Raw genomic sequence first — 21158 nt, forward strand, 5'->3', positions numbered from 1 at the left:
GGCTCCCAGGCGGGAAAAAGGAAGCGCGGCATTATACCCGCCAGCGCGACTTCACTCAACGCACATCCGCTGCTTCAGATATCTACCCTGACCTGTGCGCAGGCAAAGCCCAGCCGCTCGGCAAACGCCTCGACGAAGCTCTCGCGTAGACCAGCTTCAGCCCAGCCGTTGAAGATGAAACCCAGGTTGGAAAAGCCGCAAGGCTGCAGGAACAGAAAGCCATTGATGTCATCTTCAAAGCCGCACTCGGGGCAGGCAAAGACGTCGGTTTCTCCTGGCCACCAGGCTTCCAGGCTGTCGAACAGCGGCACGCCGATCTCCTGCCGACATTGGGGGCAGCCCGCCTCCTCAAGAAACCTCTTCGTCGGTACGTAGATGCAGCGGCGGGTGACTATTTCCAGCCCGTTATGGAGCTGGCCGTACGGCAGAAGATCCGGACGCTGTGCAATACGCCTGGCTCCCGGTCCGATGGCATAGGCCATGCCGTCACCACCTTGGCCGCAAGTGGTCGGCAGCTCCTCGACGATCTCGCTCTTGACCAGCCAGCGCAACAGGGCCCGTGCTTTGGCTTCATGGGCAGGCAGGGTGGATATCCGAGGGACGAGGATCAGTTGCGCGGTCATAACGATGCTGGGCTAAGGCAAATGGAGGGCGGGCAGCTTAGGCCTTGTGGTGAGCAAATCAAGCCAGATCACTTAAAGCGTTTGCGAAGCCGACCGACTGCTGCGCTGCTCCACCCAACGTGCTCGCAGCACGTCGTAGGTCCAGTTGAAGGCAACGGTGTAGGGCAGAAAGAACAGAATCAGACCGATGTCCAACAGCAATGCTTCGAGCAAGCTGATTGACAGCCACCATGCCGCCAATGGGACCAGCGCAACGATCAGGCCCGCCTCGAAGAGCGTTGCATGAACCAGGCGTACCCGCAGGTTCCGCTGAAACTTCAGGCGCTTCTGCGCTCGGTCGAACAGGTAGTTGAACAGCATGTTCCAGAGCATCGCGACGGTGGAAAACATCAGCGTCAGCGCCCCGAGGTGCAGCAACGGCTTGTCCATCAGCAACGCCAATGCCGGCGCACAGATGGCCACGGCGATAAGCTCGAAGGCAAGCGCGTGGCCGATGCGCTCGCGCATCGACCGCTGCGGTGGCTGATTCATGAAGGCACCTCCAGAAAAACTGGCGCTATCATCATCGGCAAAGCGGTTAACAACAAGTGAGCTGCCATCGGGAAAGGCGATATGAATCACTCTCCAGAGTCACTCCAGGCTTTCGTTCTTGCCGCCAGCTGCGGCTCGTTGAGTGCGGCAGCGCGGCGCCTGGGCAAAAGCCAGTCGACTGTCAGTGAAGCCGTCGCACGCCTGGAGCTCGATCTGGGCGTTCAGCTGTTCGAGCGCGGCCCCCGCCAGCTGCGATTGAGCGAAGCCGGTGCCAACCTGCTGATATATGCCAAGGAGGTCCTGGCTGCTGGCGACCGCCTGACGCGCCACGCCGCACGCATGGCCAGCGGCCAGGAGGCCCGACTGACCCTGGCGCTGTCTGATGCCTACCAGCCCATCGAGGCACGTTTACTGGAGCTGGAGCAGCGCTTCCCTGACCTGCAGTTCGAATGCCTGATCGCCGAACACGCCGACGTGCTCGACCTGGTTTGCCAGGGACGCGCTCATCTTGGCCTGCTGGCAGCTCAACCCTCCTATCCGGCAGATTTCGCCCATGCCCGGGTTCCGGCCAGCGCCGAGTTTGGCTTGTTCGTCGCGCACTCCCATCCACTGGCAGCCTTGCAGAATGTGACCGTCGAGGACTTGGCGCGCTGGCGAGCGCTGCGACTGAGCAGCGTGACCAACAGCGAGACACCCGCCGATGAGCTGTCGATCGGTGGTGAGCGCTGCTGGTCGGCGCCCGACTATCTGTTGCTGCTGGAAATGGCGGTGCTCGGCTTTGGCTGGGCGGCCCTGCCGCGCCAACTGGTCGCCAGGTACGGCGCCGGGCAGTTACAGGAGTTGCAGTTGCCCGGCTGGCCCAAACACGTCCCAGTGGATGTGGTCTGGTCGCGCCAGCATGAACTGCGCCCGGTCGCCGCCTGGCTGCTTGACCGCCTGTTGGAAAGCATCTGAGCGGCCGGCGCACCGGCGCCGACCTTGTGCCTAACTCAACGCATTCCAGCCAACACAGGCCGCTGACGAGGCTGCCTCTTAAAGCAGCTCTTCGCGCAGCTGTTCGGCGGATTTGATCGACAACAGGCCCGGTGCGACGTCGAAAGCGGTCTTCGCGCCAAACTGACCCTGCTGGTTGAGGCGCCAGGCCGCACGCGCATAGGCCACCAGTACGCTGGCAGTGAATTCGGGGTTGCTCTCCAGTTGCAGCGAGTACTCAATCACCTGTGTATGAGCTGCGCTGGTATTGCCGCTGCGAATCACGAAGCCGCCGTGGGGCATACGCTGGTGGTCGCGACGCAGCTGCTCTTCGCTGATGAAATGGACCGTCGTGTCGTAATCGGCAAAGTAGTTGGGCATGGTCACGATGGCCTGCTCCACGGCCGCCGCGTCGGCGCCTTCGGCCAGCACGACATAGCATTCACGTGTGTGCTTTTCGCGGGTGCTCAGTTCGGGGCGCGCGCCACTGCGTACGCGGTCGATGGCCACCGGCGAAGGCAGCGTGTACTGCACTCCAGCCTTGACGCCCGGCACCCGGCGAACAGCATCGGAATGGCCCTGGCTTAGTCCTTTGCCCCAGAAGGTATAGGTCGCACCATCGGGCAGCAGCGCTTCGCCGTAGAGACGGTTGATGGAGAACATGCCTGGGTCCCAGCCAATGGAGATCAGCGCCGTTTTGCCATTGGCCCGAGCGGGCTCGTCTACCGTCGCGAAGTATTCGGGAATGCGCGCATGAGTATCGAAGCTGTCCACGGTGTTGAACATCGCCGCCAGTTGCGGGCCTTGCTCGGGCAGATCGTCCTTGGAGCCGCCGCACAGAATCAGCACGTCGATGGCCTCGCGGTACTCAGGCAGCGTATCCATGGCGTATACCGGTGTGCCAGCCTCTAGCGGGGTCAGATCGGCCGGCGCGCGGCGGGTGAAGATACCTACCAGCGTCATGTCCGGGTTCTTGCCAATGGCGGCTTCGACGCCCCGCCCGAGGTTGCCGTAACCGGCGATGCCAATACGAATCTGCTTGCTCATGAACAGCTCCTTGGTGAATCAAAAACCGTCTGCGGCGGCAGGCCGCATTTGAGAAAAGGGCGAATAGTACGGGGTTGGGCCAATTACTTCAGCCCGACTAAGCCCAAAGAGATTTTCACCCTGCCCTCGCGCAAGGCTTTATCATGACGAGCATGCTCAACGACCCTTTCCAACGCCTCAACCTCGACCGCGAGGTCCTCAGCGTCAGCCAGCTCAACAGCCGTGCTCGACTGCTGCTCGAAGACGTATTCGCCCAGGTTTGGGTCGAAGGCGAGATCTCCAACCTCGCCCGCCCCGCTTCCGGCCACGTCTATTTCACCCTCAAGGACAAGAACGCCCAGGTTCGCTGTGCCCTGTTCAGGCAGAACGCCTTGCGTGTGCGCCAGGCACTGCGCGACGGACTTGCAGTGAAAGTGCGCGGCAAGGTTTCGCTGTTCGAGGGGCGCGGCGATTATCAGCTGATCCTCGACTCGCTGGAGCCGGCCGGTGATGGTGCATTGCGCCTGGCCTTCGAAGCGCTCAAGGAAAAGCTTTCCGCCGAAGGCCTGTTCGCCGCCGACAACAAGCGCGCCCTACCCGCACACCCGCAGCGCATCGGCATTGTCAGCTCGCCCACTGGCGCGGTGATACGCGACATCATCTCGGTCTTTGCCCGGCGCGCCCCCCATGTGGAACTGACGCTGGTGCCTACAGCGGTTCAGGGGCGGGAAGCAACAGCGCAGATCGTTCGTGCCCTGCAACTGGCCGACCGTGGCAGTTTCGATGCATTGATCCTCGCCCGTGGCGGTGGCTCTCTGGAAGATCTCTGGTGCTTCAACGAAGAAGCGGTCGCTCGCGCAGTGGCTGCCTGCCAGACGCCAATCATCAGCGCGGTGGGCCACGAGACTGACGTCTCCATCGCCGATTTCGTCGCCGATGTACGCGCGCCGACGCCCTCCGCCGCCGCCGAATTACTGGCACCCAGCAGCGCGGATATCCGCCAGCGCCTGGAGGGCTTGCGTCAGCGTCTGCTCTTGCGCATGCGCGAACGGCTGCAGCGTGAGCGCGCGAACCTCGACGGCCTGACCCGACGTCTGCGTCACCCCGGGGAGCGCTTGCAGCAGCAGGCTCAACGCGTCGATGACCTGGAGCAGCGTCTGCTGCGTGCTATCGATCGTCGTCTATGTGCCGGCCAGGAGCGCCTGGCCAGGCTCGATACCCGGCTCGGCGCACAGCATCCCGGGCGCGCCCTGGCCATGTTGCGCCAGCGCCTGGAGCATCTCTCCGCACGGATGCCGCGGGCCATGCAGGAGCGCCTGACTAGCCGCCGGCAGCAACTGCAGGGGTTGGCACAGACGCTGAATGCCATCAGCCCACTGGCAACCCTGTCACGGGGATACAGCATCCTGATTGATGAGCATGGGCAGGCAATCCGTGCTGCCAGCCAGACACAGCCCGGACAACGCCTCAAGGCACGCCTGGGCGAAGGCGAGTTGCAGGTACGCGTCGAAGACAATCACCTGGAACCGGTTACGCTGCCGCTGCTGTAACAGAAGCCGTGTTTGGCGCTGCACTTGGCGCGCGCTCTGTTGTATGAGCGGACTTTCCGGCAGGCGCAGAGAGTAAGGCTCGCGGACAAGCCCACAGAGGGGCGGCTCCAGCCCCTCAGCCTGAAAACATAACGGAGCAAGGCGCTTCCAGAGCTTCACAGCGAATCCACAAAAAAGCCCGACAGGTCTGCCTGTCGGGCTTTTTCAGAGCTGAAGCCTACCGCTTCACGCCGGCTGATCGATCCGCTTGAGCATAAGCCCGGTGACCCGGCGATCCCTCACCTCGGTGACATGCAGATGCCAGTCGGCATGCTCCACCTGGTCGCCGGTCACCGGCAGGCGATCGAGCAGACTCATCACCAGCCCGGCCAGAGTCTGGTAGTCGTCGGTTGCCACCGCGCGAAAACCGAGGCGCTCGCGCAGTACCGCAAGGTTGACGGCACCGTTGACGCGATAGCCGCCTTCCACCTGCTCGATATCCGGTCCTTCCACCTCGCTGGCATCAGGCAACTCACCGGCAATGGCCTCAAGGATGTCGGTCAGTGTCAGCAGGCCTTCGAAGCCGCCGAACTCGTTGACCACAAAGGCGATATGGGTCGAAGCCTGGCGCATCTGCTCCAGGGCGCTAAGCACCGTGCAGCTGTCGGGCAGGTTGATCGGTGCACGCACCAGAGACTCAATATCCGGCGTTTGCCCATGGAGCAGCGCTTTGAGCAGCTCCTTCTTGTGTACATAGCCCAGCGGCTCATCCGGCAAGTCACTGCGCGCCACCACCAGACGTGAGTGCGGAGAATTGAGCAATGCGGCCTGCACCTTCTCAGCTTCATCATCAAGGGTGATGCGATCCACCTCCATGCGATCGGTCATCACCGTGCGGATCGATTGTTCGGCGAGGTTCAGCACGCTGCTGATCATCACTCGTTCACGACGATTGAACAGCGAGCCGCTGTCCGCCTGATCATCGGACGAGACCATATCGGCGATTTCCTCATCCAGCTCGTCAGCCTCCAGCTTGCCGCCCAGCAGGCGCAACACCGCATGGGCGGTGCGCTCACGCAGCGGCAGGGTGCCCTGCAGGCTGCGCTTGCGCCGCGAGCGCGCCAGCTGGTTGAAGAACTCGATGGCAATCGAGAAACCAATGGCCGCGTACAGATAGCCTTTCGGGATGTGATAACCCAGGCCTTCAGCGGTGAGACTGAAGCCGATCATCATCAAAAAGCCCAGGCAGAGCATGATGACTGTCGGTCGCGCGTTGACGAAGGCCGTCAGCGGCTTGCTCGCCAGCAACATCAGCGTCATGGAGATGATCACCGCGATCATCATCACCTGCAGATGTTCCACCATGCCCACAGCAGTGATCACCGCATCGAGGGAGAACACCGCGTCGAGCACGATGATCTGCGCGACTACCGGCCAGAAACGCGCGTAGGCCTTGCTGCCGCTTTGCTGATGCATGCGCCCTTCGAGTCGTTCATGCAGCTCCATGGTGGCCTTGAACAGCAGGAACAGACCGCCGCCAAGCATGATCAGATCACGCCCGGAGAAGCTCTTGCCGAGGATTTCGAACAGCGGCTCGGTAAGCGTCACCAGCCAGGCGATGCTCGCCAGCAGGCCCAGACGCATCACCAGCGCCAGGCTCAGGCCAATAACCCGGGCACGGTCGCGCTGCTCGGGCGGCAGCTTGTCCGCGAGAATGGCGATAAAGACCAGGTTGTCGATGCCCAGAACGATTTCGAGAACAATTAGGGTAAGAAGGCCGAGCCAGGCCGTGGGATCAGCAATCCATTCCATGTTTGCGGCCTCCGCTGGAAAGCTTGTATGACGAAGCGCTGGGGGTGCGCAGACGGGATACGGAGGATGGAATGACTGCAGAGCAGTAGCTGGAAAGTGCCACGCCTGTCAGGACCGACGAGCGCGGCTGGGTACAGGGGATATTCATGAAGCCCTTGCTAGTGAAATAGGGACGCAAAGAATAATAGTCATCGCCGGGCAAGTCACCATGGATTCTTTTCCAGAGCTTTCAAGCCAGCTCCAGGGGCTGCGCCCCTTTCCTCCGTCAGAGGTTTACGCGAGGATGGGCCATCCTTTCAAGCGGAACCGCTCATGTCACGTGTCATCGCCCTCCTGCTTTTCCTGGCCGTAAGCCTGCCCTCCCATGCCGAAGGTTTTATCACCCGCTTGCTGAACAAGCCGGTGCCAGGCGGCGTGGCGGTGATTGAACTGGGTAACGGCACCGCAGCTCCGCAGGTGCGCTATCAGGACAAACCCGCACTGGTGATCCGTGAAGACGGCCAGCGCTGGATAGCAATCCTCGGCATTCCACTTACGGTCAAACCTGGCCAGCAGCAGGTGGATATCGATGGAAGCCCGCGCAGTTTCCAGGTCCAGCCGCGCGAATATCGCGCCCAGCACATCACCCTGAAGAATCAGCGCCAGGTCAACCCGAACCCCGCCGACCTCAAGCGCATCGAGCGTGAGCTGGCCGAGCAGACTGCGGCCTATCGCCAGTTCAGCCCCAACCAGCCGAGCAACCTGTTGTTCGACCGCCCCGTGGAGGGCCCGCTGTCATCGCCGTTCGGCCTGCGGCGCTTTTTTAATGGCGAAGAGCGCAACCCGCACTCAGGTCTGGATTTCGCCGCGAAGGCCGGCACGCCGATCAAGGCCCCGGCGGCGGGACGGGTGATTCTTACCGGCGACTACTTCTTCAACGGCAAGACGGTTTTTCTGGACCACGGCCAGGGGCTCATCAGCATGTTCTGCCACCTGTCGGCCATCGATGTAAAAGTCGGCGACCAGTTGGGTCGTGGCGACATCCTTGGCAAGGTCGGCGCAACCGGCCGCGCCACGGGGCCGCACCTGCACTGGAACGTCAGCCTCAATGATGCCCGCGTCGATCCATCGATATTCATCGGCGCGTTCAAGCACTGATTCATTCACACGCCAACAACAAGGAAAAGACTCATGCGGATCAAAGCCTCCCAATCCACCCTGCTTATCATCGACATCCAGGAGCGGCTGCTGCCGGCCATTCTCGATGGCGAAAGCATGATTGAAAACACTTCCTGGCTGCAGCAGATCGCCCGTCGGATGAACGTGCCGACCCTGATCACCGAGCAGTACAGCAAGGGCCTGGGCCCGACAGTGCCGGTCCTGCGCGAGGGCGTCGAAGCCGATGCGATCCTGGAAAAGATGGATTTCTCCAGCGCCGCCGACGGCGAACTGTTCAAGCGCCCCGGCGGTGATCGCCAGCAGTTTGTGGTATGCGGCTGCGAAACCCATGTCTGTGTGATGCAGACCGTGCTCGACCTGCTGGAGCGCGGCAACCAGGTGTTTGTCGTCGAGGAGGCAGTCAGCTCCCGTCGCGCTTCTGACAAGGCACTGGCGCTGACCCGCATGCGCCAGGCCGGTGCCGAAATCGTCTCGCGGGAGATGGTCGTCTTTGAATGGATGGAGCGCGCCGGCACCGATCTGTTCAAGAGCATCAGCCGCGAATTCATCCGCTGACCTGACAACCCCAAACTCCGTTTGGGTCTCTCTGGCGGATTTGCTAATGTCCGCGCCTTTGCGGCGCGTTCCGCTGCACCGAGAACCGAACGGAGTACCTCATGAACAATGAGTTTGCCGGCTGGCTGGACTGGCTCAGAGCCCATCCCGAACTGCAGACACTGGTCGCCTGTACGGCGCTGATCTTTGCCGCGTGGCTATCCAACTGGATCGTCAAGCGCATCCTGGTACGCGGCCTTTACCACCTGCTGCGTCATGCCCGCGATGCGCAGCTGCAGGATTTCGGCGTTATCAAGCGCCTGTCCAATATCGTGCCCGCGCTGGTGCTTTCCATTGGCATAAAGGTCGTGCCGGGTTTGCCGGAAGCGGCCGTGACCGTGGTGCAGAACGTGTGCGGCGGCTTTATCGTCCTGACCATCGCCCTCGCCCTCGGCGCCGTGCTGGATATCATCAACCTGCTTTACCAGCGGCGAGCGGATGCCCATCTGCATCCGATCAAGGGTTACCTGCAGGTGGTGAAGATCGTGCTTTACGCCATCGCCACCATCCTCATCATCGCCACGCTGATCGATCGCTCTCCGTTGATCCTGCTGTCCGGTCTCGGTGCCATGGCCGCGGTCCTGATGCTGATTTTCCAGGACACGCTGCTGTCGCTGGTGGCCAGCGTGCAGATCACCTCCAACGACTTGATTCGCGTCGGCGACTGGGTAGAGATGCCGCAGCTGAATGCCGACGGCGACGTGATCGATATCGCACTGCACACGGTCAAGGTGCAGAACTGGGATAAGACCATCACCAGCATCCCGACCAAGCGCTTCATCTCGGACTCGTTCAAGAACTGGCGCGGCATGCAGGAAAGTGGCGGCCGGCGGATCAAGCGCGCGATCTATCTGGATCAGCAGAGCGTGCACTTCCTCGATGCCGACGAGCGCCAGCACCTCAAGCGTTTCAGGCTTTTGGAGGAATACCTGAGCAACAAGCGCCAAGAAATCGATGAATGGAACGCCAAGCTCGAAGAGCGCGGGCAGGAGCCAGTCAACACCCGGCGTATTACCAATATCGGCACCTTCAGGGCGTACGTGGAACGCTACCTGCGAAGTCATCCTGGCATCCACCAGAACATGACCTTCATCGTTCGCCAGCTGGCACCGACTGCCGATGGCCTGCCGCTGGAGATCTACTGCTTCACCAACACCGTGGCCTGGGTGCAGTACGAGGCCATTCAGTCGGATATCTTCGATCACCTGCTGGCAATCCTGCCGGAGTTCGGCCTGCGCGTATTCCAGCACCCCAGCGGCGCGGACATGCGCGGCATGCATGAGTCGCTGATGCAGCGTGGCGCACCGGCGTTGCCGCAACTGGAAGGGCATCCGCTCGAAATGGCACGCCAATCGTAGGTTGGCGCTGAGGCACGAAGCACATGAGCTGCCGTTGTCACTGCCCATTGCTTCATCCCTGATGCCAGCATCGCGGGCTGCCCATGCACCCCGCGCCCCAGCGCCAACCTACGTCCGGAGCGGGAATTGCTCCCGCCCCTCGCCACTATCGGATCAGAAGCTCATATCGACCCGGGCCCACCAGGTGCGGCCCGGTTCGTTGAGGCGCTCGGTGGCCGACAGGCCGATACCGGCGTTGCCGGCCTGGTTGAGGTGCTCGCTGTAAGCCTTGTCGAACAGGTTGTCGATGCCGGTGCTGAGCTTGAAGTTTTCGTTCAGACGGTAAGCGCCGTTGAGCGAGAACACGCCAAAGCCCGAGCTTTCGTCGAAGTCCTTGCTGGTCACGTTGCCCTTGCCCTCAGCCACGCGATTCTGCGCTGCGACTACGCGCCAGAGGCCGGCAGCGCTCCAGTCGCCCTGCTCGTAGGTCAGCCCCAGACGCCCTTCCAGCGGCGGCATCTGTGGCAGCGCCTCGCCATCAGAGCTGTTCTTACCCCAGGCGTAAGCCAGGCTGGCATCGGTTTTCCAGTTGGGCGTCAGGCGATAACTGGCGCCCACTTCGGCACCGGCGATGCGTGCGTCGATATTGTCGGTCCAGGAAATGGTGTGCAGCGGATTGGCTCCCGGACCATAGTTGAACATGATGTAGTCGCGAATCTGTCCGACATAAGCCGATGCCCAGGCATCCAGCGGGCCCTGGCTGTACTGGATGCCAAAATCCAGCTGGGTGGTCTTCTCCGGGTCCACCGTCTCGAAGCTGGTCTGGATACCGACCCGGTTGGCTGCCGAAAACAACTCCCAGTAGTCGGCAAAACGCTGGCTGTGGCCCAGGCCGATATAGGCAGTTGCCGGAATGCCCTGCAGGTCATGCTCGTAGCGCACGAAACCGCTATAGAGATTGTCGCTACGCTCATCACCAGCGGTCGGGTTGTCCCGGCAGCCCATACCCATCATGTTGCACAGTTGCGAGCGTTCATCCGTCGCCGTGACCCGGTCGGCTCGCAAGCCACCAATGATCCGCCGACTGTCCCCCAGATCGCGGCTGAGTTCGCCGAACACACCGTACTGGGTGAACTCGGCATCCTTGGTCCAGGGCAGGTTCTTGTAGGTGTCGATGCCCGCTGCACTGCGGCGGCGGTGCTCGTTGGTCTGGGCATCAACCCCGGCTACCAGCTCGTACTTCCCCACTTCCCAGGTGGCAGCCAGACGACCGCCCAGGGTTCGACGATCGACGGCGGTGGCCATGGGGTTGCGCATGGGCATCATCACGTCATTGGGGTTGGGTCTGCGCAGGCTGTAATTGTCCATCACGTGATCGGCGTAGTTGTAATACACCCGCGCATCAATCTTTTTCAGGTTCTCACCGAGATTGGTTTTTTCGAAACGCAGCGAAATGCTTTCGCGCTCGAACTGGCTGCCGTCCATGCCTCGCCCAGCATAGCGCGCCTCGCCATCACCTCGGCCAAGCGTCAACTCCAGCAGCGTGTCCTCGTCCGGGGTCCAGCCGAGCACCAGGTCGGTGCTCCACTTGTCCCAGCGCGAATGCACGTCGTCGCCGTTGCCGTCCTGGTAGTCATCGGAATCCGAGCGATTTGCCAGCAGGCGGATATAGCCCTGCTCGCCACCGGCGGCGGCGTCGATGTTGCGATCGAAGCGGCCATCGGAGCCGACCAGGAAGCTGGCATCAATGCGCCCGCCCAGTTCGCTGAAGCTTTCCGGGTCACGCTCGAACAGAATCGTCGCTGCCGAGTTGCCCGGCCCCCAAAGTACGGTCTGCGGCCCCTTGATCACCGTCAGCGAATCGTAGTTCTCCGGTGTGATGTAGGAGCTGGGTGAATCCATCCGGCTCGGGCAGGCACCGAGCATTTCGCCACCGTTAGTCAGCAGCTTCAGCCGTGAGCCAAACATGCCGCGAAACACCGGATCACTGTTGGAGCCACCGCCGCGCACAGCGGAAAAACCCGGAATGGTCTGCAGGTAATCCCCCGCATCGCTGGCCGGAACCGGCTGGCGCGGGATCTTCGGGTCGGTTGTCACGGTCAGCGGCGATTGCTGGGCGACGCCGGTGATGACCATGGGCGCCAACTGCACAGAGTCATGCTCGGCATGGTGGTGATGGTGTACGGCCTGCTCGGCGGCAATTGCACCGCTGGACAGCAGCCCCAGCAGGGCCGCGTGAGCGAACTGCCAGCGCAATCGCGATGGCTGGATCGAAAAGGTATCGGACAGGCGCGCACGCGCCTCGGAGCCACGAATAATACGGGACATAAGCATTTCCACTTCTGATTAGGTGTTGTACAGCCGTGACCACACGGCTTCGGGCATCAGGTGTGGAAATGCGGAGGTGCGCGTGCGTAGCCACTGCTGCGACGCAGCGCGCGGGGCAGCGGCTCGTCGGGCAGCGGCAGGAAATGCGCCGGCTCGTGCCGAGGCAGGGCCAGGTCGAGGGAAAGGGTCAGCGGCGGGTTGAGGGTCAGCAGCTCGCAATAGCCGCACATCTCCAGTGCGGTAAGCCAGGCCGGCTGCTCGGCCGTAGGCTGCTTGTGATGACCCTGGGCTGACGGAGAATGCTCATCATGAACGGCATGATGCTCATGCACGTCCATCGACGTCGCGGCGGCTGGCGTCGTCTGCAGTGCCGAGTACAACGGACCGACATGAATCATCAGCATGGCAAACAGGCCAAGCCAGATACTCAATGTCGAAAGCCGTCTTTTCTGCACCGGCAAATCCTTGCTTAACGATGTTCGGGCCCATGCCGCGCCATCGGTTTGGATAATCGCACGAGCAGTTGGATCAAGTGACTGCGACATGTGGACGCAAATTCAGAGCAAGCAAGAGCACGCAAGAAACAAATATTCAGCTAATAAATCCAATACATCTCGAATCTAAGACGATTTATGCCAATTTTTTAGTATGTATTGCACAAAAGACCTGAAAGGATCTAAGTTCGCACCATAACCGGCCACCCCGACCGACCCCTGATTGCCATCGCCACAAGCGAACTCCAAGGAAACACCATGACCATGCTCAAAGATCCCTCGAAAAAATATCGTGCCTTTACCCCAATCGATATCCCTGATCGCACCTGGCCGTCGAAGACCATCACCCAGGCGCCGGTTTGGCTCAGCTCAGATCTGCGCGATGGCAATCAGTCGCTGATCGAGCCGATGGATGCAGCGAAAAAGATGCGCTTCTTCAAGACCCTGGTCGCGGTGGGCGTCAAGGAAATCGAGGTGGGCTTCCCTTCTGCCTCGCAGACCGATTTCGATTTCGTGCGCGAGCTGATCGAGGGCAACCATATTCCTGACGATGTGACCATCCAGGTGCTGACTCAGGCCCGTCAGGACCTGATCGAGCGCACCTTCGAATCACTCAAGGGCGCGAAGAAGGCCATCGTCCACTATTACAACGCGACCGCACCCAGCTTCCGCCGCATTGTCTTCAATCAGGACAAGGCCGGTGTGGTGAAAATTGCCGTGAACGCAGCGCAGATCATCAAGAATCTGGCCGCTGCCGCACCGGAAACCGAGTGGCGCTTCGAGTACTCGCCAGAAGTGTTCAGCTCCACCGAAACCGACTTCGCCGTCGAGGTGTGCAACGCCGTCATCGAGGTGTTCCAGCCGACACCTGAACGCAAGCTGATTCTCAATCTGCCGGCCACCATTGAAGCTGCAACCCCGAATATCTACGCCGACCAGATCGAATACTTCGGGCGCCATATCAACAAGCGCGACAGCGTGCTGATCAGCCTGCACACCCATAACGACCGCGGTACCGGCGTGGCCGCTACCGAGCTGGGCCTGATGGCCGGCGCCGACCGCGTGGAAGGTTGCCTGTTCGGCAACGGCGAGCGCACCGGCAACGTCGACCTGGTGACCGTGGCGTTGAACATGTACACCCAGGGCGTCGATCCGCAGCTGGACTTCTCCGACATTGACGCCGTGCGCAAGGTGGTCGAGGAATGCAACCAGCTGCCGGTACATCCGCGCCATCCCTATGTCGGTGATCTGGTCCATACCGCGTTCTCCGGCTCGCACCAGGATGCCATCCGCAAGGGCTTCGCGCAGCAAGACGAGAATGGCATCTGGGAAGTGCCTTACCTGCCTATTGACCCGGCCGACATCGGTCGCAGCTATGAGGCGGTTATTCGTGTCAACAGCCAGTCCGGCAAGGGTGGCATCACCTTCCTGCTGGAGCAGGAGTACGGTATCAGCCTGCCACGGCGCATGCAGATCGAGTTCAGCCAGGTGGTCCAGAGGGAAACCGATCGCCTTGGCCTGGAAATGACCGCCGCGCAAATCTACAGCCTGCTCGAAGCAGAGTATCTGCAGGCAGTCACGCCTTATGCGCTCAAGAGCCATCGCCTGCAGGAAGAAAACGGCACCACTGCTTTGGAAGTCGATGTTCTTCACGAAGGCAACAGCCTGCAACTGCGCGGTATCGGCAAAGGCCCATTGGAAGCTCTGGTTTCGTCCTTGCCGGTCAAGCTGGAAATCATGGACTACCACGAACATGCCATCGGCTCGGGTAGCAACGCCAAGGCAGCGGCTTATATCGAAGTGCGTCTGGACGGCGAGCGCCCTCTGCACGGCATCGGGATCGACGAGAACATCACCACCGCCAGCATCCGTGCTCTGTTCAGCGCTCTGAACCGTGCCATGCGCGAGGCTGAAGCCAAAGCGGCCTGATTTGCGCGCAGGTAAAAAAGGGGATGCCGAGGCATCCCCTTTTTGTTGGTTTTATAGCGTCAGCTGTAGCCCTAAAGCACGCTCTGCATGGCTCCGCCAACCAACAGCGGGACACAATGCAACGCCGCGACTCGGAACTCTCGGACTGCCTTGCGCATAAGGATGGCGCCGCTCAGGTTCCGATCACACCGCCGTCGTTCCGTGTAATCAGCACGGTCGACGACCTTGGTCGCGAATGGCCGTCACTGGCCGGAAAGCTCAGTTCGGGATGCTGCACATTGATCCACATGGCGCGGTAGCCTGGCGTCCAGGTGATGCCGGTAATCTCGCAGCCACGGGGGCCAACCAGAAAGCGGCGCACCTCACGCGTGATGGGGTCGGCGCAGAGCAGCTGGTTGGTGCCCATGGCCTGCATGGCCGGCTCGCTGTCACCGAAGTCGGTCTGGATCCACAGCCTGCCTTCGCCATCGAAGGCAAGGCCGTCTGGCGAGGAAAAACGGTCGCCCTTGATGGTGCCGGTCAGGTGCGCCGGTACCGACTTGCCGTGAGCATCGCGCGCACCTTCAGATTCGCCGGCCAGCAGAAAGACTTCCCATTCGAAGCGTGTTGCCGTGGGGTCACCGCCCTCCTCGTTCCAGCGCAGGATATGCCCGTGCAGGTTGTTCGGACGCGGGTTGACCTTGTCCAGCGGAACCTTGTCACCGCGCTGATCGTTGTTGGTAAGGGTGACGTAGACCTCGCGGCTGCGTGGATGCACGGCCAACCATTCCGGGCGATCCATGGGCGTGGCGCCGAGCCGGTCCGCCGCCGCACGCGCATTGATCAGTACCTCGGCCTGGCTGGGAAAGCCGTTCTCCGCAGTCAGCCCGTTCTGCCCGTGCAGCAGGGCCAGCCAGCGGCCGCTGCCATCGGCATCGAAGCGGGCGACGTAGAGCGTGCCCTCGTCCAGCAGCTGGCGGTTGTGCTGATTCGCGCCGGGCACATAGCGACCGTTCGGAACGAACTTGTAGATGTACTCGCCGCGGGTGTCATCGCCAGAATAGAAGGCCATGCGCCCGTCGTCGCCCAGCGACAGCACCGAGCATTCGCGGCAGTAGCGTCCGAAGGCGGTGCGCTTGACCGGTTGCGACTGAGGATCGAAGGGGTCGATCTCCACCACCCAGCCGAAGCGGTTCGGTTCGTTGACGTAACCACCATGGGGCAAACCGGGATCAGGCGTGGCGTCAAAGCGCTCGTCGGCGCTTTCCCAGCCGTAGAGCTTGCTTCGCTTGCCGCCGCTGACGCCATAGCGGGCATGGGCGGTGCGCGCTGCCAGGTCTTCGGTATCGCGGTTGAGAAAGTAGTGGTGCCAGTTTTCCTCGCAGGTCAGGTAGGTGCCCCAAGGCGTCACGCCACTGGAGCAATTGTTCAGCGTACCGAGGATGCACGCCCCGTTCGGGTCGGCGGCGGTTTTCAGCAACTCATGACCAGCCAGCGGGCCGCTGACCGCCATCGGCGTCAGCGCACTGATGCGCCGGTTGTAGCGCGACGGGTGGACCCGCTGCCATTGACCGGCGGCGTCCTTGCGTACCTCGATGATGCTTACGCCATGGGCGGCCTGTTCCTTGCGCACTTCGGCAAGCGGGCGGCGGCCATCCTTCTCGCTCATGCCCTGCGGGTGCAGTGGCGGGTTGACGTACTCGTGGTTGATGGCCAGCAGGCCATGTTCGGTGGGAGCATCCGGGAAGGGGAAGAAATGCATGCCGTCATGGTTGTCGCCGGCCTGCAGCAACTGCGCCCGCCAATCGTCACTGGCGTCGGGCTGCCATTGCGGCGCGTCCTCTTCCACCGGGTCGCCCCAGGAGAAAAACACCTGGGCACGATAGCCCGGCGGTACCTGCACGCTGTCGAAGGCCGGGTCCAGCTGCACCGGCACGGACTCGAAGCCCAGCAGCTTGCTGCGAGCGGATACGGCACTGCAGGCCGCAAGGCCGCCCCCCAAGAAGGCCATCCCGGCGAGGCCAAGGCCGCCCTTTAGCAGCCCACGCCGGCTCCGATCGACTACCTCGCTCAGTGTGTATTGGCGGCTAGGGTTGATCGGCTGATCATCGAGTGCCGCCAGGGCAGCGTGAAAGTCACTGAAGTTCTGCGTCATGAAAGTTGGAGTCCTTAAAGCCGCGGTTCGATTCGCCCTTTCCAGGCCATATACGATCCTGGTTTCGACTTTACGCGAGCGATATGACACGGCGAAGTCAGGACCTGCTGCGCGAACCCCGCCTTAGGTTCAGTGCCTGATAAAGACGCATGGCACGCAAGGCTTCGTCGAACCCCGCGACCCGGGTACGACCGCTGGGCAAAGATGTTAGCCGGGATGTACACCGGCGAAGGCAAGGAAGCCGTAACGTGGAATCAGACGCAGACTCCGAAACAGCCGGTGATACCTGAGTTGCCCCGGCGAGCGTGCCCACGGCGCTGCTGATCGGCGGCAAGGAGCGCACCGCGCCAGCCGCCAACCGCGCTCCAGTAGACGTAGCACAACGCCTGGGCATTTACCCAGAGCTCGGCCGGCAGGCCGCGTCGATGATCCCACAGGCGACCCTGGTTCCTTTCCCCGAGCTGGGCCACTCGCCTCAGGTCGAAGCGCCGCAGGTGTTCCACAAGGCACTGCTGCGCGTGCTCAACGAAGCCCGCTGACTGGTGTACTGCCTGGAGCCGGCCCCGACAAGCGCTCGGGCCAGATTGCGCGCCAAGAGTTAGAGCGCTAAGTTATCCGTACGCCAGCCGACCAAGCCACCATGACCAAACCACGCTCCTGCCCCGCCCTGCAACTGGATAACCAGCTCTGCTTCGCCCTGCACTCCACCTCATTGTTGATGACCAGGGTCTACAAGCCGATGCTGCAGGAGATTGGCCTGACCTACCCACAGTACCTGGCGATGCTGGTGCTCTGGGAAGGTGACGGCATCACCGTCAGCGAAATCAGTGCCCGCCTGCTGACCGACCCGGGTTCGGTAACGCCGCTGCTCAAGCGCCTGGAGACCGAAGGGCTGATCACCCGTACCCGCCGCAGCGACGACGAACGTGTCGTCGAACTACGCCTGACCGACAGGGGCCGCGCACTCCAGGCGAAAGCCGAATGCTTCCCCACCAATATCCTTAGCGCCAGCCACCAAACGCCTGAACAGATCGCCGCGCTAAAGGATCAGATCGTTGCCCTGCGTGAAGCGCTCCAAAAGCTAGTCTGAGCAAACGCCTTTATTTCCGCGTCATCGGAATCAAGTCGAAATCGATCTAATATTTATCTTGCGCGCTAAATAATTGACTACTAGTCTTTCTCTCGCAGCATTACTTAGCGCACAAATATTTATTAGACGGGAGAACTCCACATGCAAAGCATCAAGCCACTCTACACCGCCAGCGTAACCACCACTGGAGGCCGTGACGGCCGCGCCGTTTCGTCCGATGGCGTGCTCGATGTCAAGCTGACCACGCCTCGCGAACTCGGCGGCCAGGGCGGTGAAGCGACCAACCCAGAGCAATTGTTCGCGGCCGGTTACTCCGCCTGCTTTATCGGCGCCCTGAAGTTCGTCGCCAGCCAGCAGAAGCAGGTGCTCCCAGCCGACACCTCGATCACCGCACAGATCGGCATCGGCCAGATTCCAGGTGGATTTGGTCTGGAAGCGGAGCTGCAGATCAGCTTGCCCGGGCTGGATCGTGAACTGGCGCAGCAGCTGGTCGATGCCGCCCACCAGGTCTGCCCTTACTCCAATGCCACCCGCGGCAATATCGATGTGCGCCTGGTACTGATCTGAAAAAGGCAAGGACACCCGGGACCTCGGGGCGTCCTTGTTAATTCACGCGCTTGTGCTTCAGATGGCAATGGTCTGCGCCTCGCAACTTATGCATCGGTACGACATGAATACCGCTGCATAGCCACGTGCTGTCCCTGCCACCTTAGTTTGCGACACGCGGAAGATTGCCGCCGATGGGATTAGCTGGAGACCTCGAAATCGGCCCGCTTACGTTGGGCTCAAAAACATCGTCGCGTATCTCACGCAGTTCATCCGCGTCTTGGTGAAGACGGTGAATGACATTAAGCAGCTGCTGCCTTAGCACGTCATGTACTTCAAGCTGCTCCGCCGCACGCATCACCACGAGTGCAGCCGTCTCGTTGTTTTCGGCCGCTGTATCGAGGGTCTTCCGAATACTTCTTGCTGATCTAACCATAAGCGCCTCGATAAGGATCGTTTGCGGATGGTACGACCAGCATTTTTCCTTTTAATTTCAGCCGCTTCGCTTATCTTCGTTCTGCAAGTTCAGAATCTGCGATTGGGCGCACCCGACTGCAGTCAGTAGTAATCTGAGTTCGCTGCGATCTGCTGTCAACCTAACGAGTGTCTTGCGGTGGCACTGTAGCGGCACAGGCGACAGCGCTCTGAGCAATCGAATCAGGCCCGGCGCCATACGCTGGCAAGCCAAGGCTGCTGCTCAAGTGGCATCCCTACAGGTCGATAGTAGTGCTCAAGTTCTTCAAAACCGGCCGCCTCGACTCGCGCTTTCCACTCCGACCAGTCATACCAGACACCATAGCGACCGCCGGACCAACCCTCCTGGTTATTGCCTCTTGGATTGGAGCTGAACAGCACCCCACCGGGTTTCAGCGCTGAATGCAGCTGGCCTAGCACACGCGACAACTCTCGACTGGGCACATGGAAAAGCACGGCATTGGCGAAGACGCCGTCGAAATGCTGTGAAGGTAGCTGCAGCTGTAGCAGATCCTGATGCCAGACCTGGCAACCGGTTTCCCTCGCCATGGCGACGAAGGGCTCGGCGCCATCAAGTCCTATCGCCTGATGGCCCAGCTTAGTGAAGGTTTGCAAATCGCGCCCCGGCCCGCAGCCAACATCTAGGATTCGAAAAGGCGGCTCAACTTGGATGTGGCGCAGCAGCGCATCGATATTCTGCGACACGTCATGATCAGCCGTTCCTTCACGAAAGGCCTCGGCGCGCTGACGATAATGGTCGAGTGTGCCCTCGGTGATGAACTGCAGGTCGTCGGCGTGGGTCATGGTGCAAGCTCCCGCTAATGCGAACACCGAGCCTATCCGCGCGCATGGAAAAACGCTAATCAAGGCCGTACCGTGATGACGCCAATCCGAAGGTGCTCACCGGCGCCGAGTACGCTCTGTTCAGCTAGAGAGCTACAGCAAAGCGCCCTTGCCCTCTGGGCCGGAGCGCGCTAACCGGCAAAAGCTGATAGTCACGAAAACGAAAAAGCCCCTATTACGGGGCTTTCATAGATTTTCGATGGGTCAGCCAAAATTGCGAGCCTCCGCCTGGGTGGGTTTATCCACGCTCGCTTGCATCTTCATGGGAACACGCTGGAAATACACTCACGCTCTTTAGGCTTGCTCCAGAAATGCGAAAGCCCCGGAATCCGGGGCTTTCAGCTTCTTACATGGTGCGGACGGAGAGACTCGAACTCTCACTATGAATTACCTAAGGTACTGATTTCACAGCCCTTTACCCGCCCCGCTCACCCGTATGGGTACATTTTGGGAACACGGCATTGCCAGCGGCCGGCGAGCACGCATGAAAAAGGCGGCTCGCAGGCCGCCTCGGGTGGTTCGGTTGGGATCACAGCTTGAGCGCGTGCTCGAGGATGCCGACCATGTCTGGGCCGTCGTCGTTGATCCACTTGCCGTAGTGCTTGCGGATCATGTCGGTGGACGTGTGCCCCATCTGGTCGGCGATCCATTCCAGGGGCACCGCGCCGGTGGTGAGCAGCTGGCTGGCGAACGTGTGCCGGCAGTTGTTTGGCCCACGAAAGCGCACGCCGGCGGCTTTCAGGTGCGGCCGCCAGAAGCCCTTCAGCAGCATGTCCGAACTGGTGTGCGCCGCGTGGGTGCTTGAATTGTGGAATACGAACCGCAGCGGCCGCATGCGCTTGGTCTTGTTGTCCCGCTCTGTCACCTCAACCACTACCGGCTTCAGGTCGCGGGTCAACTTCGCCTGCGCCTGAAGCGCCTCGCGCGCGGGCTTGAGCAACTTCACTTCCCGCGCCGAGCGCCGTGTCTTCGTCACCTTGTAATGCCCACGCACCTGGGAACGCTGGAAGCGGACGATGCCCTTGTCCAGGTCCACCACATCCTCCCAGGCCAGCGATATCGCCTCGGACACTCGCGGCCCAGCCCAGATCATGAACTGCGCCAGGTTGCGCTCCTGCTCCCGCTTGGATGTCGGCGGTGATGTCGCGCCCGTTGACCACTACCCGGCAGATGGGGCTCGGGTAGGCCGTGGCCTCGCGGTAGGCGTCCGCCGCCTGCTGGGCTATGCCCTGGGCTTGGCCCGCCGCAGCGCCCAGCAGCCCCTTGCCCTGGTCGATGACTGAGCCGATCACCGCAGCAGCCCCCGCAGGATGTTGCCACCGATGCTGATGGCGCTGCCGAGCATGTCTACACGGCCATCGTCGATGCGGGTGAGCTTGAGGGTGAATTCAATGCGCCGCGCCTGGCCGTCGCGGAAAAACAGGGTGCGCGTCTCGCTCAGGCTCTCGATCACCCAGGTGCCGTAGATCTTGCCGGTCCCCTCCACCAGCGGCCACGCCTTACCGGTGTCCGCCATGTAGCGCAGCGTGTCGAGGCTGACCTGCGTACCGGCCAGCGCCGGCAGCAGTACGCCCGGCAGGGTGATGCTGTCATCACCACGCCCCAGGTACTGCCGCGCCGGGTTGGTGCCGATGCGGCTGGTGCTGCCGTGGCGCCAGTCGGTTTGCCGCTGGAATTCCTGATAGGCGAGCGTCTCCAGCGAGAAGACGAACATGCCGAGGGCCATCATCATGGGTGG

18 protein-coding genes and 2 pseudogenes are annotated in these 21158 nt (G+C 61.5%); 10 read left to right on the forward strand and 10 right to left on the reverse strand.

What is annotated here, in order from left to right; genetic code table 11:
* Positions 1-74: 74 nt before the first annotated feature.
* Positions 75-623 carry a YheV family putative zinc ribbon protein gene (locus tag BN1079_RS04115; RefSeq protein ID WP_037022524.1) on the reverse strand — a complete coding sequence of 183 codons (549 nt, stop codon included), beginning with the start codon at positions 621-623 and terminating at the stop codon, positions 75-77.
* A gap of 72 nt (positions 624-695) precedes the next feature.
* On the reverse strand, positions 696-1154 hold the full coding sequence (locus BN1079_RS04120) for a multidrug/biocide efflux PACE transporter (protein ID WP_037022525.1): 459 nt from the start codon (positions 1152-1154) through the stop codon (positions 696-698).
* Between the two features lie 81 nt (positions 1155-1235).
* Between BN1079_RS04120 and BN1079_RS04125 the strand changes: the two genes are divergently transcribed.
* Positions 1236-2108, forward strand: a complete 873-nt coding sequence (locus tag BN1079_RS04125; RefSeq protein ID WP_037022526.1) for a LysR family transcriptional regulator — start codon at positions 1236-1238, stop codon at positions 2106-2108.
* A 78-nt stretch (positions 2109-2186) separates the two neighbouring features.
* Here the strand turns inward: BN1079_RS04125 and BN1079_RS04130 are convergent, their stop codons facing one another.
* Positions 2187-3173: a diaminopimelate dehydrogenase gene (locus BN1079_RS04130; RefSeq protein WP_037022527.1), complete on the reverse strand. Its 987-nt coding sequence runs from the start codon at positions 3171-3173 to the stop codon at positions 2187-2189.
* A gap of 152 nt (positions 3174-3325) precedes the next feature.
* On the opposite strand from BN1079_RS04130, the gene xseA reads away from it, so the two are divergent.
* Positions 3326-4702 (forward strand): exodeoxyribonuclease VII large subunit, encoded by a 1377-nt coding sequence (gene xseA, locus BN1079_RS04135; RefSeq protein WP_037026611.1) that lies wholly within the window; start codon positions 3326-3328, stop codon positions 4700-4702.
* Between the two features lie 225 nt (positions 4703-4927).
* Here xseA and BN1079_RS04140 read toward each other — a convergent pair whose 3' ends face one another.
* Complete coding sequence (locus tag BN1079_RS04140) at positions 4928-6493, reverse strand: TerC family protein (protein ID WP_037022528.1); 1566 nt, start codon at positions 6491-6493, stop codon at positions 4928-4930.
* A 312-nt stretch (positions 6494-6805) separates the two neighbouring features.
* Between BN1079_RS04140 and BN1079_RS04145 the strand changes: the two genes are divergently transcribed.
* From BN1079_RS04145 to BN1079_RS04155, 3 genes are all read left to right on the forward strand, one after another.
* Positions 6806-7630 carry a peptidoglycan DD-metalloendopeptidase family protein gene (locus tag BN1079_RS04145; RefSeq protein ID WP_037022529.1) on the forward strand — a complete coding sequence of 275 codons (825 nt, stop codon included), beginning with the start codon at positions 6806-6808 and terminating at the stop codon, positions 7628-7630.
* A 33-nt stretch (positions 7631-7663) separates the two neighbouring features.
* A complete protein-coding gene (locus tag BN1079_RS04150) occupies positions 7664-8206 on the forward strand; it encodes a hydrolase (protein WP_037022530.1) in 543 nt (180 codons plus the stop codon).
* Positions 8207-8307: 101 nt separating this feature from the next.
* Positions 8308-9603 (forward strand): mechanosensitive ion channel family protein, encoded by a 1296-nt coding sequence (locus BN1079_RS04155; protein WP_037022531.1) that lies wholly within the window; start codon positions 8308-8310, stop codon positions 9601-9603.
* A 153-nt stretch (positions 9604-9756) separates the two neighbouring features.
* Here the strand turns inward: BN1079_RS04155 and BN1079_RS04160 are convergent, their stop codons facing one another.
* Positions 9757-11910 carry a TonB-dependent copper receptor gene (locus BN1079_RS04160; protein WP_037022532.1) on the reverse strand — a complete coding sequence of 718 codons (2154 nt, stop codon included), beginning with the start codon at positions 11908-11910 and terminating at the stop codon, positions 9757-9759.
* Positions 11911-11966: 56 nt separating this feature from the next.
* Positions 11967-12341: a DUF2946 domain-containing protein gene (locus tag BN1079_RS04165; protein ID WP_037022533.1), complete on the reverse strand. Its 375-nt coding sequence runs from the start codon at positions 12339-12341 to the stop codon at positions 11967-11969.
* A 321-nt stretch (positions 12342-12662) separates the two neighbouring features.
* Between BN1079_RS04165 and leuA the strand changes: the two genes are divergently transcribed.
* Complete coding sequence (gene leuA / locus BN1079_RS04170; RefSeq protein WP_037022534.1) at positions 12663-14333, forward strand: 2-isopropylmalate synthase; 1671 nt, start codon at positions 12663-12665, stop codon at positions 14331-14333.
* Positions 14334-14505: 172 nt separating this feature from the next.
* Here leuA and BN1079_RS04175 read toward each other — a convergent pair whose 3' ends face one another.
* A complete protein-coding gene (locus BN1079_RS04175) occupies positions 14506-16467 on the reverse strand; it encodes a PhoX family protein (RefSeq protein ID WP_037022535.1) in 1962 nt (653 codons plus the stop codon).
* A 177-nt stretch (positions 16468-16644) separates the two neighbouring features.
* Between BN1079_RS04175 and BN1079_RS17235 the strand changes: the two are divergent.
* The 3 genes and pseudogenes from BN1079_RS17235 to BN1079_RS04190 all read left to right on the forward strand — a co-directional run.
* A pseudogene (locus BN1079_RS17235) lies at positions 16645-17006 on the forward strand (alpha/beta fold hydrolase); the annotation flags it as partial.
* Positions 17007-17107: 101 nt separating this feature from the next.
* Positions 17108-17557 (forward strand): MarR family winged helix-turn-helix transcriptional regulator, encoded by a 450-nt coding sequence (locus BN1079_RS04185; RefSeq protein ID WP_037022536.1) that lies wholly within the window; start codon positions 17108-17110, stop codon positions 17555-17557.
* 141 nt (positions 17558-17698) lie between these two features.
* Positions 17699-18124: an organic hydroperoxide resistance protein gene (locus BN1079_RS04190; protein WP_037022537.1), complete on the forward strand. Its 426-nt coding sequence runs from the start codon at positions 17699-17701 to the stop codon at positions 18122-18124.
* A gap of 636 nt (positions 18125-18760) precedes the next feature.
* On the opposite strand, the gene BN1079_RS04200 is transcribed toward BN1079_RS04190, so the two are convergent.
* Together BN1079_RS04200 and BN1079_RS04205 are read right to left on the reverse strand one after the other, a co-directional pair.
* On the reverse strand, positions 18761-19381 hold the full coding sequence (locus tag BN1079_RS04200) for a class I SAM-dependent methyltransferase (RefSeq protein ID WP_037022538.1): 621 nt from the start codon (positions 19379-19381) through the stop codon (positions 18761-18763).
* A 568-nt stretch (positions 19382-19949) separates the two neighbouring features.
* A pseudogene (locus BN1079_RS04205) lies at positions 19950-20543 on the reverse strand (tyrosine-type recombinase/integrase); the annotation flags it as partial.
* Here BN1079_RS04205 and BN1079_RS17560 point away from each other — a divergent pair.
* A complete protein-coding gene (locus tag BN1079_RS17560; RefSeq protein WP_171819270.1) occupies positions 20437-20703 on the forward strand; it encodes a hypothetical protein in 267 nt (88 codons plus the stop codon). The pseudogene BN1079_RS04205 and the gene BN1079_RS17560 overlap by 107 nt on opposite strands.
* Positions 20704-20708: 5 nt before the next feature.
* On the opposite strand, the gene BN1079_RS04210 is transcribed toward BN1079_RS17560, so the two are convergent.
* The gene (locus BN1079_RS04210) at positions 20709-21152 is read right to left on the reverse strand and encodes a phage tail protein (protein ID WP_037022539.1); all 444 of its coding nucleotides are present in this window, start codon (positions 21150-21152) and stop codon (positions 20709-20711) included.
* Positions 21153-21158: the final 6 nt, after the last annotated feature.

Source organism: Pseudomonas saudiphocaensis (assembly GCF_000756775.1).
Lineage (GTDB): Bacteria > Pseudomonadota > Gammaproteobacteria > Pseudomonadales > Pseudomonadaceae > Stutzerimonas > Stutzerimonas saudiphocaensis.

Coding starts and splice junctions, on each gene's coding strand:
- BN1079_RS04140 (WP_037022528.1), bottom strand. CDS start 6,493: ATGGAATGGATTGCTGATCCCACGGCCTGGCTCGGCCTTCTTACCCTA.
- xseA (WP_037026611.1), top strand. CDS start 3,326: ATGCTCAACGACCCTTTCCAACGCCTCAACCTCGACCGCGAGGTCCTC.
- BN1079_RS04115 (WP_037022524.1), bottom strand. CDS start 623: ATGACCGCGCAACTGATCCTCGTCCCTCGGATATCCACCCTGCCTGCC.
- leuA (WP_037022534.1), top strand. CDS start 12,663: ATGACCATGCTCAAAGATCCCTCGAAAAAATATCGTGCCTTTACCCCA.
- BN1079_RS04145 (WP_037022529.1), top strand. CDS start 6,806: ATGTCACGTGTCATCGCCCTCCTGCTTTTCCTGGCCGTAAGCCTGCCC.
- BN1079_RS04175 (WP_037022535.1), bottom strand. CDS start 16,467: ATGACGCAGAACTTCAGTGACTTTCACGCTGCCCTGGCGGCACTCGAT.
- BN1079_RS04150 (WP_037022530.1), top strand. CDS start 7,664: ATGCGGATCAAAGCCTCCCAATCCACCCTGCTTATCATCGACATCCAG.
- BN1079_RS17560 (WP_171819270.1), top strand. CDS start 20,437: ATGCCCTTGTCCAGGTCCACCACATCCTCCCAGGCCAGCGATATCGCC.
- BN1079_RS04120 (WP_037022525.1), bottom strand. CDS start 1,154: ATGAATCAGCCACCGCAGCGGTCGATGCGCGAGCGCATCGGCCACGCG.
- BN1079_RS04190 (WP_037022537.1), top strand. CDS start 17,699: ATGCAAAGCATCAAGCCACTCTACACCGCCAGCGTAACCACCACTGGA.
- BN1079_RS04125 (WP_037022526.1), top strand. CDS start 1,236: ATGAATCACTCTCCAGAGTCACTCCAGGCTTTCGTTCTTGCCGCCAGC.
- BN1079_RS04130 (WP_037022527.1), bottom strand. CDS start 3,173: ATGAGCAAGCAGATTCGTATTGGCATCGCCGGTTACGGCAACCTCGGG.
- BN1079_RS04210 (WP_037022539.1), bottom strand. CDS start 21,152: ATGATGATGGCCCTCGGCATGTTCGTCTTCTCGCTGGAGACGCTCGCC.
- BN1079_RS04185 (WP_037022536.1), top strand. CDS start 17,108: ATGACCAAACCACGCTCCTGCCCCGCCCTGCAACTGGATAACCAGCTC.
- BN1079_RS04160 (WP_037022532.1), bottom strand. CDS start 11,910: ATGTCCCGTATTATTCGTGGCTCCGAGGCGCGTGCGCGCCTGTCCGAT.
- BN1079_RS04155 (WP_037022531.1), top strand. CDS start 8,308: ATGAACAATGAGTTTGCCGGCTGGCTGGACTGGCTCAGAGCCCATCCC.
- BN1079_RS04200 (WP_037022538.1), bottom strand. CDS start 19,381: ATGACCCACGCCGACGACCTGCAGTTCATCACCGAGGGCACACTCGAC.